We start from the raw sequence: 12,642 nt of genomic DNA, 5'->3' as shown, positions 1-12,642 counted from the left end.
CACTCAATATTACTTTTTCAGCAGCGCCTTAATACTTTCTTTAAATTCGGCACCAAACTCAGGGTTGCGTAACCCATAAGACACAAATGCCTGCGCGTAACCCAACTTACGGCCACAGTTAAAGTTCTTGCCTGACATTTGCACAGCATCCACCTGCTGAGTCGCGATCATATCGGCAATCACATCCGTTAACTGAATACGTCCCCATGCACCAGGGACGGCTTTATCCAGCAGTGGCCAGGCATCGGCAGTTAACACATAACGCCCTACTGCAGACAGGTCAGACCCTGTTTCAGACGGTGCCTCAGGTTTTTCAATCATAGAGGTAATCGCTGCGGCATCACCGGGGTTCACCAGCGGTTTGTCACAATCGACGACAGAGTACTCTGGCAACACCTCATAAGGACGATGTTTAACCAGCACCTGACTACGCCCGGTTTCTTCAAAACGGGAGATCAACAGCGCCAGGTTTTCCTTCGTCTGATCGGCCGTGCTTTCATCCAGCACCACATCGGGCAACACCACCACAAATGGACTATCGCCAATGATTGGGCGGGCACAAGAGACCGCATGCCCTAACCCCAGCGTTTCCCCCTGACGAACGTTCATGATCGTTACGCCTTTCGGGCAGATAGACTGAACTTCGGCCAGCAGTTGACGCTTTGCACGTTCTTCCAGCAGAGATTCAAGCTCAAACGAGGTATCGAAGTGGTTTTCAATCGCATTTTTCGACGCATGCGTCACCAGAACAATTTCTTTAATCCCCGCCCTCACACACTCGTTGACGATCTTCTCAATCACCGGGCGGTCAACCAGCGGCAACATTTCCTTAGGAATAGCCTTGGTCACCGGTAACAAATTCATCCCTAAACCTGCTACTGGGATAATCGCTTTTAATGATGTCATGGATTGACTCTCTTCAATCTGTTGGTTTTTATCTAAACATCTATTTTGATCGAACCGATCAGTTTCACTTCGTAGCCTAATGCCACAGCGCCACGCATGACACTAAGATTACACCCAATCTGATACAAAGCGATCTCATGTATCTGACTTTTTCTGATACGTCAGACAATTTTGGTGAGGTAGAGTGATATACTAGAACCACTATTTAAAGATAATTTTTAACGAAATAAAGGCGGAGTTATTGATGAAAGGGATCGTGCTTGCAGGGGGAAGTGGTACTCGGCTATACCCGATTACTCGCGGAATTTCCAAGCAGCTACTGCCGATTTACGATAAACCAATGGTTTACTACCCTATTTCGGTTCTTATGCTCGCCGGTATTTGTGACATCTTGATTATCACCACGCCTGAAGATATGCCAGCATTTCAGCGCCTCTTGGGTGATGGTAGTCGTTTTGGTATCAAGCTTAGCTATGCGATTCAACCCAGCCCAGATGGACTTGCTCAAGCTTTTATCATCGGTGAAGAATTTATCAATGGGGAACGCTGTGCGCTGGTACTTGGTGATAATATTTATTTCGGCCAGAGCTTTGGTAAGAAACTTGAATCCGTGGCGGCAAGAGAAGAAGGCGCAACGATCTTCGGCTATCAGGTAACCGATCCCGAACGTTTTGGCGTTGTCGAGTTTGATCAGGATTTCAGAGCGCTGTCGATAGAAGAAAAGCCAGTAAAACCGAAATCGAACTGGGCTGTCACTGGGCTCTATTTCTACGATAAGAATATTGTAGAAATGGCGAAGCAGGTCAAACCGTCACACCGCGGCGAGCTAGAAATCACCACGCTTAATCAGATGTATCTAGAGCAAGGCAATCTAAACGTTGAACTATTAGGACGTGGTTTCGCTTGGTTAGATACAGGCACGCATGACAGCCTGATTGAAGCGTCACAATTTATCCATACCATCGAGAAGCGCCAAGGATTTAAGGTCGCCTGCCTTGAAGAAATCGCCTTTAAAAAAGGCTGGATAACAGCCCACCAAGTTGCCGAAGAAGCCGCTGTCATGGCGAAGACTCCTTACGGACTTTATCTCTCACGATTGATTGCAGAAAAATAAGATGCAGATTACTGATTCAAAAATTCATGGGGCAAAAATCATTCAGCCCAAAGTATTTGGCGATGCTCGAGGATTCTTTCTGGAAACCTTCGAGAAAAAGCGTTATCAGCAAATGCTGAATATTGATGTCGACTTTGTTCAGGATAATCATTCTCGGTCAAGTAAAGGTGTTTTACGAGGCCTGCATTTTCAAAAAACCAAACCACAGGGGAAGCTGGTTCGTGTGGTCCGTGGTGAAGTATTTGACGTTGTAGTTGATATTCGCCAAGACTCTCCTTCCTACGGCGAATGGTGCGGCGTAACGCTGTCAGAAGAAAACAAAACCCAGTTCTGGCTACCGCCCGGCTTAGCGCATGGTTTTGTTGTGCTCTCTGATATCGCTGATTTCGAATATAAGTGTACGGATTATTATGATCCTAGCGATGAAGGCTGCCTGCTATGGAACGATCCTGAAGTTGGCATTGAATGGCCAATAGCAGACCCTTTGCTCTCTGAGAAAGATAAGTTAGGGAAATTATTCCAGGAGCTCGCAAAATGAAAATATTACTGACAGGCGCAAATGGGCAATTAGGTCGCTGTTTTCAGGATCGCTTACCAGCAGAATGGGAAATTTTGGCAACCGATACTGCTGAACTCGACATTACGGATCTAGAACATGTCGAGCAAACAGTAAAACAATTTAAGCCAGACGCCATCGTCAACGCAGCGGCTTACACCGCCGTGGATAAGGCTGAATCAGAGCCTGAACTCGCAGAAAAAATTAACGTTATAGGCCCAGAAAATTTAGCCATTGTCGCCAGCAATCAAGGTATTCGGTTAGTCCACGTTTCCACTGACTATGTTTTTGATGGGAATGCAACAGAACCTTACCGCGAAGACAGTGCAACGAATCCGTTAAGTGTTTACGGTAAAACCAAGCTGGCGGGTGAACGGGCGGTAGCAAAAGCTTCCCCCGAGGCAATTATTATTCGTACCGCTTGGGTGTTTAGCGAATATGGCAATAATTTCGTAAAGACGATGCTCCGATTAGCCAAAGAACGGGATACATTGAGTGTTGTTAACGACCAACGTGGCTGCCCAACCTATGCGGGGGATCTGGCACAGGCGATTATTTCTCTTTTGGAGAAAAACGCAGAAGGTGGGATTTATCACTACTGCGGGGGTGAGGAGGTAAGTTGGTATGAGTTTGCTGAGGAGATTTTTGCTGTGGCTGCGCAGAAAACTGTTCTGAGTAAAGCTCCCGCGCTAACGTCGATTAAAACAGCGCAATATCCTACTCCGGCATATCGTCCCGCATATTCGGCCTTAGCAGGAGAGAAAATTAAGGCATTAGGAATTGCACTATCTGATTGGAAAATAGCGCTGAAAAAGACGATTTAATCATCCTCGGGGTTTGGAAGAAAAAATTTGCCAGTCTGGGCAATGCATGGAATCATAAACGCGTTCACCATATTTACTGCCTGCCGAAACTGAATTTTCGCCGAAGGGAAAACAGCGCCTGCAGGTACGCAATCCGGCTCCGCTGGCGACGCCGAAAGCGATGAACTAGAGCTGGTTCATCTATTTTATGCACGATGCGCTGGTGTGCGGAAGACGCTTCCGGACCTTCAACGTGGTGGGTGATTTTAACCGTGAAGCTCTGGCGATCGAAATTGACCTGAATATCCCAGTGCAGCGGGTCGTGAAAGTGCTGGACAGAATCGTGGCAAACCGCGGATGCGGATGGATAACGGCCCGGAACTCGCCTCTCTGACGCTGGCACAGTGGGCGGAAGAGGAAGAGCGTGGTGCGATGTTGGAATTTATCAGGCCAGGCAAGCCAACGCAGAATACCTTTATCGGACGGTTCAACCCAAGGCGAGATCACGAATACTTTTTAATCGCCATTTGACGATCAATTAAGCTCGCATTGCCTGCAAACTGTACAATCCGACTTTCTTAGAAAGATAATCAGTTTGGTTAACACTCAATCTGAGTGAATAATAAGCGTTCATGCTCTCACCCTGCGGTTCAACCGGACATACAGGACAGAAATACTGGATTTTTATCTGTTCAGGACACTGAATGAAGCACGGAAAATTACGGAGCGCTGTCTGGCTGAATATAACAGCGAGTGCCCCATTAATCCCTGAATAACCTGACGCTGGAAGAGTACCAGCTTATTACTGAAACCCCAGAAATCTCAAAAAGTGCGTGGAACTAAAACGGGTGCGCTTACAGATACTTGTACTTATCTATTTCATAAATGTAACAATTTTCTTATAAAAGAAAATATTTTATTTGATTTTAACCTCCAATAAATTTTTCTAGCTAGGTGCTCAAAATTAAAATTAAACGGGGATCTCAATATATTTAAATAATTTTGCTCCCAAAATGATAAAATCTGTTCGCTAGTTTGAGTTTGTTTTGAAAGCTGTAATTCAGATAATGCTGACGAAAACTCTGTATTCGCCATAACTTCTGATATTTGAAATCTCATCCTTATTTCATCTTTCCTTATCATACTGGACAAGGTTTCTGACAAATCATACCCCTTAATAATGATCCAACCAGTCTGTAAAAAATTCGGAGAATCACGAAATTGAAGCAATCCTACAGGAAGGTTCTCAATCATAGAGGTTAAAGCAATAGAACTAGGTGTTGTAATTACACAAGATACTAATGATAGTACATCAGTAAAACTACCATTTTTAATATTATTACACGAATCAATCTTTAGCTCTTCAATTAATCTTTCGTCAAAAACTCTAAAAATGATAGAATAACCATTTTTCTCAATTGCATAAATAACGTCTTTAAGTAAAGAAACTAAATTTTCAAATTCGATATTGTTGAAATATGCCGTATTTGCAGTTGTTATTAAGAAATCAGTTTTTTTACTCATAGACGATACTAGATGTTGATTGTATTTAAGTTTAGAAATTCTTGGTGGTAAATGTCTAATAGCATTGACTCCAAGCACACTGAAATAACGCCTTGCGGAATTTCCAACGACTGCTATATTGTCTGCCAGTATAGGATGATAATTTTTTATTCCGAGTGAGTTTATATTTTCATTCTTAGTAAAATTATTAATCTCACAAATCCCATCCATTAAAAGTAAAGTTTTCACTTTTACTTTTTTGCAATAGCTAATCATATGATTGTAAATAGGCGATGAATAAATAGTATAAATAACAAGATCATATGATGCTAACTCGCCAATGTTTTTAAGTAAATCCCCTCCATTAAAATGTTTTTCACACCCTTCAAAAATTGATTCATCAAGAATTGTGGAGTAAAAACTCTTAGACTCTAAAAATAATATTTTATAAAACATACTTAACCAAATCCTTTACAAAATCTCGTTCGCTCCTAGTGCATTTTGACAATGTCACTTCACCATCTTTTATCAAATTTAAAATCTTAGTTGCAGCCTTAACAGGGTCTTTATACTCATCTAATAATAGCCCATTCTCTATATATTTAAACGCCTCTCTTGTTCCACAACGGTTATATGCAATTGGAAAGGTTCCACACGAGGAGGCTTCCAGATAACTTAACCCATATGATTCATTTAGCTCTGAAAGAGAAATATAGAAGTGTGAAGATGAGTAATGTTTTGATAATTCCCCCCGTTCGACTGCTCCATGAAAAAAAACATTATTTTTCATTTTTGACTTAGAAACAATATATTTAAAACCCTCAAGGTATGAACCATCACCAATAACTTCCCATTTTATTTCTTTTTTATTTTCCAAGATAATATTAAATATGTCCAACATTGTATCAAAACCTTTTCCTTTTTCTACTCTTGATACTGTTAGAAATTTGATAACATTTTGGGGGGGGCTACGGTACAGCGGTTTGGATAGATCAGAAATTCCGCTATGTATTACAGTACATTTATCCTCAGGGATCTCAATTTCATATATTTTAATATACTGTTCCTTTATGTATTGAGATACAAATATGACCTTTTTACAACCAAATAAAGCTCTTTTAAAAAAAAGAGAGAATTTCATGAGTTTTAAAGGGAGAAATGAAGATGACAAGTACTTTTCTTCACCGTGTATAACACATATTGCTCGACTTAACATTTCTTGAGAGAAGTATCTTCCAGCATTATATATAGAAACAGGATCATTACATATGACACAATCAAATTTTGAAATATTAAATAAAAATGGAATATAATTAACAGGCCAAAGTTTATGAGTTAAAAAAGCTGTTTTAATCGATTTTTCTGATGATTTTTTTGATCTTGACGACGTTAATAAAGTCACGGAGCAATTGGATGAAAATTCGGTTTCCAGACCTTTTTTTATTATGCTAGCTACGGAACCCGCACCACCTAAACATGGTGAATATTCATGTGAAAATAGTAAAATATTTTTCATTATATTTTATAAACCTCTAGATATTTTTCCAGCATGTCTTTCATCCTAAAATCCTCTTCCACAATTCTCTTTGCCTCCATACCATGCCGTTTTAATAAAGATCTATCTTTTAGATAATTAGAAATTCTTTGTGCTATTTCTATATGATTTTTGGGCTCAACCAGAAAGCCATTTTTATCATTTTTTACTATTTCAGGAATACCCTCGACATTAGAAGCAATTGAAGGAATCCCAAAAATACCAGCTTCAAGAAAAACCAACCCAAAAGCCTCAAAAATAGAAGGTAGACATAATATATCAATTTCTTTAAAAAAATCGTCTTTGTTTGACACCCATCCTTTAAATTTTACTTGGCAAGAAAGTCGTTCATTTTTAACAAACGCTTCACACAGCGCTTTCAACTCTCCATCTCCACCAATGATAACCTTTACATTTTTCTGAGAAAAAAGGCCGACTCGATTACCATACTCGATAGCTTTTAAAAAAGTAATTGGGTCCTTCTGTTTATCGAGTCTACTTATAAAACCTACTGTTATTGGTCTGTCGCTATCGTCATTAAAATCTCTTTGGTTTTTTTTTATAAAATCAATAGAATTATAGATGCAGATTTTATTTTTTACGTGCGGATAAAATTTCAAATAATGGTTATTAACAGAAATTAATGTATTTGAAAAAAAACAAAAAAAAGTCTCTATCAGATAGAAAAAAATGCGTTTATGCAATTTTTCAAATCGATGGAAAGCTATCCCATGAACAGTATGAACAACCTTTTTGCAACCCGACAGCCAAGCAGCAAACCTAGCGACAATGCCTGGTTTTGTTGAGTTAGTATGGATGATATCAAATTTTTCTTTTTTAAAAAATTTATATAATTCAATTATAGATAATATATCGTTAAAACCAATTTCTCGTCTTAATGAATCTATAAATATAACTTTTACACCTATATTGGAAAATTTCTCCACTATATTGTCTTTACATTCATACGTTCCACCAAACACTATATATTTCTCGAAGTCATTTGGTAAATTTTTCAATATATCAAAACTTACTTGCTGAACACCAGACATCTTAGGTATAACTTGAATGTGTACTATTTTTGGCATATACAGATTTCAACCTAGGCATAAAGATCAATATAAGAGCAACAACATCTATAGGACTTACTAAATAAGCTCGTTCAAAATTCATAGCAAATAAATATGTAGTATAAATAAAAAACAAAGAAAGATTGCGATAATATAAATTTAGAAATAAGTTTTTTAATAAATTTAAAATGATGAATATAGTTATAAATCCATATACTGAAGCAGACCATATTATAGAATTATGCGGATTTTTACCTATAACGCCTTTAACAAAGGCACAACTATCATCACCTCCTTGATGGAGGCCTAATAAAATTTGGCTAGCACTAAATTTATCGTAATAGCAGGTCCACATGACAAAACGACTACTATCTAATCCTGAATTATCGCCCCCCTGCGAAAATCGATTAAGTAAGAACGTTAAGTCCAACATGAATATAGATATGCTACTCAACAAAATAACCAGAGTAATCAGAATAAACTTTTTACTTACCCCTCTTTCATGGAAAAAATGTATAGCAAAAACTAATAACGAGCAAGCAAGAGCAACTCTACTGTTAGATAATAGCAGAGTCACTATAGAGAGAGTAATAAAAGAGTGATATAAAAATGTTTTTTTATAATTTATATCTGTAATGGAGATCAAACCAAAAAAAGTAAATATAAAAGTTAAAACTATAGGATGGACAGAATTCCTATTCATTTCCATTCCAAAAAAACCGATAAAATCAGATTTTACAAGTCCTCCTTTTGCTAGTTCCATAATAAATATACACAATGATATTATTAAACCGGCGAACATTATTCTATTGGCTAGGCTAGTAAGTTCATTGCTACTATTAGTATCTTTTCTAGACAAAAAATATATATAAGAATATAAATTTATACCCGAAATTAGGTTTATATACAAAGAAAAATAAGACTCTAAATATCTATCGTGAGATCCTAACACTACGAAAAGATAAGAGCATGTACATATAATTAACAAAAAAACCGTATGTTTATATTTAATTGAAAATTTAAAAAAAGCACAACCAACCAATAAAACCAATACGTAAGCTAATATATTGTCGGATAATAGGCTCTTAATAAAATAAAGAATAAAATATATAACAAATAAATGGCTATATCGCATACATATTTACCTAATTCTTAAGATCTATTATCGTAAAATTTTCACTTGCATTATATGTATGCATTCCCGAGTAACCCCTTGGTTTTTTTATATCACTTATCTCTTTGTTGACATTGGCAACAATTGACCCACCATAAGTATTCAAACTATTTTGATAAATTCTCCTTTGGCTTTGCCCTGCGTTTCTAGAACAGTCATCACCTAAGGAAACGATAACAAAATCGTCTAATTTTACTTTTTCGTAAAGATAATTCCCAACGGTGACACTAAGTCTATTTGAATTACTTTTCCATGGGTGATCATATATATTTGTTTCTAAAGTAATTATTCCTTCATTTGTTATATATATATTAGTATCTCCAAATTCAATGTCTTCTCTCTTAATAAAAGTATGCACCTTTTCCCATACACTTGGAAAATTATTACATTTATATAAATCAATGCATCCATTGCTTGACTGAGGTATCATGAAATAAATATCGTTATGTATAAAAACATTTGGATACGATAAATGATATTTTTCTTCGAGTATTAGTATTTCTTTTGAAGGGAAATTAATATCGGTAATATCTCTCGCTACTATAATACCTTTTCCTTTATTAAAGGAGTATTTTTCATAAAAAACATATGTTCTATTATCTTTTTCTACTAGAAATGGATCTGCAATAAACGAATCTTTTGGATGAGTTATTTTTTTAAATTTATAAAAATTATTATATATTTCCTCTGGTTCAATTTTCAAAGGAGCAACATATATTGACCAGCGATCTATCCCAATGATTTTTTCACGACATATTTTAAAAAAAACCATGAGTTTTCTTATATGCTTCATAAAAATATTTTTATGATTTATTCTCTTATCGAAAGAGTTATCATCCAAAGGAAAATCAATGGCATTACTTAATCTCCCTAATATATCTAAATCAAAGATAACACTATTGAGTATATGATCTTTTCTACCGCTAAATGTTTTCTTATTAACTGGGATTTTTAGCTTTCGGCCATCATCATATGTGAAAATATATTCGACCTTACAGTGGTCCGTAAAAATAAGATAATCCGTTAATTCTTTGTTTGAATGAAACTCATATCCATCGATAAGGACATTAACACAAATAATACCTCTTCCTTTAGCGTCCACAAAAGTATTATCAGTCCAAGGGAAAATTTTTAATGGATTAATATTATTAATATCTTTTCTAGCTATCATTTTTATTTTCTCTTGAAAATATAATTATAAGACATTAAAAACAAAAGACATATTGAGAATATATAAGTTAATTTAATAGCAAAAACCACACCACTCTCTCCCATTATTGTTCCTAGAGCTATCACGGTAAAAAGAGAGAAAAATCCGAGTAAGAAATTGTAAATGGATGAGAGATTAACTCGGTCTAAATGCAGATAAATAGTTGGCACAAATTGAGCAACACCAATAAATGGAACAAACCATACTAATTCTTTAAATATCAAAATAGATAATTCATATTTCTTTCCCAATTCAAAATCCGAAACAAAAACAACAAACAAATAACTAAAAAAAACAAAAAAATAAGAAACCGAAAAATATATTAAGGATAGTTTTTTTATCTCATTCCATATATCTAATCTACTACTTACTCTTTTAAACACATGCGTAATTATAACTTGACAAGAAGTAGCTACAATAGAAAAAATAGCCAGGAATCGCATGGCTATCTCATATTGAGAAAATGAATAATTAGAGGCAATTTTACCCAAGTATAACATTGGAAATTGCATATATAGCACATAACCAAGCGCATTGAATGAGTGATATTTTATTCCATCCTTAACCAAATCAAATAAAAAAAAACCGCCTTTCTTCCAAAAGAAGAATATATTTTCATTATATTTATAGTATAAATAAACAACACTTATTAGATACATAACTAAATTCGAAAGAAAAAAACCTGTGACTGTCGGCCACATGTAAAATATACCTATAGAAATAGGAAGAACAGTCAATTTTGATTTAATAACTGTCTTAGCTAAATCTAATGGTGCATACTTAACAAGATAAATTGAATTTAATTGTTGTTCCAACATCATTAATGGAATTGTAATTATTAATATAACAACAGTCCCCATTTTTACTTCAAATACATAGCCAAATAATTTAAAAAATAAAGTTACCACAAGGGCTAACACTAAGAAAATAATATTATAAATCAAAAGATTTTTCATTACATCTTGTACATTAAAACCTTTTATAACAATATATTTAAATCCTATTTGTCCTAAACTAAGATATGAAACAGTAAAAACCATCGATACCCAATAAAGAATTATTCCAGCTTGACCTCTTATCTCAAATCCCAAAAACTCATTGGATACAAATAAAAGTATTAGCCCAACCAAAGCATTCAGGACTTTGGCTAATATAGTTGTCATATAATTAACAATAGTATTCAATTAAACACCGACCTTCATTACCGAAAATAAAGAAAAAAAAGTTTTACTTGTTATCTTAAAATGAAACTTAAACTCTACTGATTCAATAGCCTTTTTAGATATATAATTAGTGGATTCCACCGATATTATTTTTTTATCATTATTTTCTGTCAGAATTTTTTTTAATAATAATTTATACAATCCCTTTCTTCGGTGTTTATCGCAGGTATTCGCTCCATATATATATAAAGATTTTTCTATTTTTATATTTGCATTTAATTCAGAAATAAAAAAATCACCGCAGGATTTTATAAAAACAAAAGATATAATGTCATTATTTTTATCTTTTATAACTATAGCTTTACTACCTTTCTGTAACTCATCGTTCAAAAAAGAAAACTTAAAATTGCTTGATTTAACCTCATCTAAGCGATCTATATTTAACTTATCAAAAAAATAGCCCCTAGGAGGGTTTATTTTTTCTTCAAGGATTTCATTAAAACTATAAAATTCCAACGTTCTTTTAATGAAAAAAAATGAAAATAATTTTTTTATTATTTTCCTTAACATATTAATATAACGCATTTTTTATTTGGAATAACCTTAAGTATAATTGAGATTTATAATTTTTTGCACATATGAATCTTAATGTATATCTAGTAGTCGATGTCCAATTTTTTTTGTATAGCTCACTACCTCTTAAAAAATCAAATTTAGTTTTCCCCTTTCCACGATAAAAACTTATCAACTCGCTCATTAATATAGAACCAACACCTTTATCTGAATACTTTTTCCTATATACAGGAATATAATAATAAAATGTGCTTTCATCATAAAAACCGAAGTGAGCAGCGACAATTTCGCCTTCAATTTTTATAAATGAATAATCATAATCGATACCACTTTTTAGTATTGAGAGAATAATTTCCCTATTACCATGGGTCATTAACTCATGATTAGGATATACTTCATTTTTTAGATCCAGTAACTCGAACAGTTCTTTTTCAGAAATAGTTTGCCCTAGCCCATATTGAACCTGAAAATCCTCTTCTAATCTTTTTTTTCTTCTATTTACATCTTTTAATTGTCGTTTATCTACATCATTCTCCATTTTGTCTAGATATAGAAGTGGACATTCTGAACGATGAGTTAAAAAAGTTTTATATTGATTATTGTTTTTTAGAAGACTAACTAATTCAATATTAACACAGCAATCTTGCGATATATTATCTAAATCGATCAGATCCCAGTCATACTCAGGCTTCAGCAACTCTCCATATAATTCTTTGGCGATTTTAAATGCTTTACATTCTGAAGAATAAATCCCTCCACTATAATCAGATAAATTATTTTGAATAAAAGACAATGTTTTTATCTTTAAACCCAAAAAAATTTTAGAATATATATTAAATCCAAAAACACCAATCACTTTATTCTTATCTTCAATAACAAGATAAAATTTACTATTAGTGTCATTATTTATTTTGTTTGCTTCCATCCAACTAGCTGATTGGAATATATTTATAGACTTTAGATCATGGAATGAATTTTTATAGATCCGGTTGATGTCTGTAGTTCTAACTACTTTCATTTCTCTCTCTTTCTAGTA

Annotated in this window: 12 protein-coding genes and 2 pseudogenes; 5 read left to right on the top strand and 9 right to left on the bottom strand. The window is 34.7% G+C overall.

From position 1 onward, the window contains the following. Positions 1 to 9: 9 nt before the first annotated feature. Positions 10 to 906: a sugar phosphate nucleotidyltransferase gene (locus EO763_RS07330; RefSeq protein WP_039540671.1), complete on the bottom strand. Its 897-nt coding sequence runs from the start codon at positions 904 to 906 to the stop codon at positions 10 to 12. A 244-nt stretch (positions 907 to 1,150) separates the two neighbouring features. Between EO763_RS07330 and rfbA the strand changes: the two genes are divergently transcribed. The 5 genes and pseudogenes from rfbA to EO763_RS07305 all read left to right on the top strand — a co-directional run. Continuing rightward, complete coding sequence (gene rfbA, locus EO763_RS07325; protein WP_161528530.1) at positions 1,151 to 2,020, top strand: glucose-1-phosphate thymidylyltransferase RfbA; 870 nt, start codon at positions 1,151 to 1,153, stop codon at positions 2,018 to 2,020. Position 2,021: 1 nt separating this feature from the next. Continuing rightward, positions 2,022 to 2,558 (top strand): dTDP-4-dehydrorhamnose 3,5-epimerase, encoded by a 537-nt coding sequence (rfbC, locus tag EO763_RS07320; RefSeq protein WP_161528529.1) that lies wholly within the window; start codon positions 2,022 to 2,024, stop codon positions 2,556 to 2,558. Beyond that, complete coding sequence (gene rfbD / locus EO763_RS07315) at positions 2,555 to 3,400, top strand: dTDP-4-dehydrorhamnose reductase (RefSeq protein WP_161528528.1); 846 nt, start codon at positions 2,555 to 2,557, stop codon at positions 3,398 to 3,400. The genes rfbC and rfbD overlap by 4 nt, the downstream gene beginning before the upstream one ends. A gap of 38 nt (positions 3,401 to 3,438) precedes the next feature. Beyond that, positions 3,439 to 3,871 (top strand): annotated as a pseudogene (locus EO763_RS07310) (DDE-type integrase/transposase/recombinase); the annotation flags it as partial. Positions 3,872 to 4,025: 154 nt separating this feature from the next. Next, positions 4,026 to 4,222 (top strand): annotated as a pseudogene (locus EO763_RS07305) (integrase core domain-containing protein); the annotation flags it as partial. Positions 4,223 to 4,258: 36 nt separating this feature from the next. Here the strand turns inward: EO763_RS07305 and EO763_RS07300 are convergent. The 8 genes from EO763_RS07300 to EO763_RS07265 form a co-directional block, all read right to left on the bottom strand. Next, positions 4,259 to 5,338 (bottom strand): hypothetical protein, encoded by a 1,080-nt coding sequence (locus EO763_RS07300; RefSeq protein ID WP_161528527.1) that lies wholly within the window; start codon positions 5,336 to 5,338, stop codon positions 4,259 to 4,261. Next, positions 5,328 to 6,398 carry a glycosyltransferase family 4 protein gene (locus EO763_RS07295; RefSeq protein ID WP_161528526.1) on the bottom strand — a complete coding sequence of 357 codons (1,071 nt, stop codon included), beginning with the start codon at positions 6,396 to 6,398 and terminating at the stop codon, positions 5,328 to 5,330. Before EO763_RS07295 ends, EO763_RS07300 begins: the two co-directional genes overlap by 11 nt. Next, a complete protein-coding gene (locus tag EO763_RS07290; protein ID WP_161528525.1) occupies positions 6,398 to 7,504 on the bottom strand; it encodes a glycosyltransferase family 4 protein in 1,107 nt (368 codons plus the stop codon). The genes EO763_RS07295 and EO763_RS07290 overlap by 1 nt, the downstream gene beginning before the upstream one ends. Next, positions 7,470 to 8,249, bottom strand: coding sequence for a hypothetical protein (locus tag EO763_RS07285; RefSeq protein ID WP_161528524.1), 780 nt, complete (start codon positions 8,247 to 8,249; stop codon positions 7,470 to 7,472). The genes EO763_RS07290 and EO763_RS07285 overlap by 35 nt, the downstream gene beginning before the upstream one ends. A gap of 382 nt (positions 8,250 to 8,631) precedes the next feature. Next, the gene (locus tag EO763_RS07280) at positions 8,632 to 9,831 is read right to left on the bottom strand and encodes a glucosamine inositolphosphorylceramide transferase family protein (RefSeq protein WP_161528523.1); all 1,200 of its coding nucleotides are present in this window, start codon (positions 9,829 to 9,831) and stop codon (positions 8,632 to 8,634) included. 2 nt (positions 9,832 to 9,833) lie between these two features. Then, a complete protein-coding gene (locus EO763_RS07275; RefSeq protein WP_161528522.1) occupies positions 9,834 to 11,033 on the bottom strand; it encodes an MATE family efflux transporter in 1,200 nt (399 codons plus the stop codon). Positions 11,034 to 11,054: 21 nt separating this feature from the next. Then, the gene (locus EO763_RS07270; protein WP_161528521.1) at positions 11,055 to 11,618 is read right to left on the bottom strand and encodes a hypothetical protein; all 564 of its coding nucleotides are present in this window, start codon (positions 11,616 to 11,618) and stop codon (positions 11,055 to 11,057) included. Beyond that, positions 11,605 to 12,624, bottom strand: coding sequence for a GNAT family N-acetyltransferase (locus EO763_RS07265; RefSeq protein WP_161528520.1), 1,020 nt, complete (start codon positions 12,622 to 12,624; stop codon positions 11,605 to 11,607). The genes EO763_RS07270 and EO763_RS07265 overlap by 14 nt, the downstream gene beginning before the upstream one ends. Positions 12,625 to 12,642 lie beyond the last annotated feature (18 nt).

The organism is Pectobacterium odoriferum (assembly GCF_009931295.1).
GTDB classification, from domain to species: Bacteria; Pseudomonadota; Gammaproteobacteria; order Enterobacterales; family Enterobacteriaceae; genus Pectobacterium; species Pectobacterium odoriferum.
This window is presented reverse-complemented; position numbering and strand designations above follow the sequence as displayed.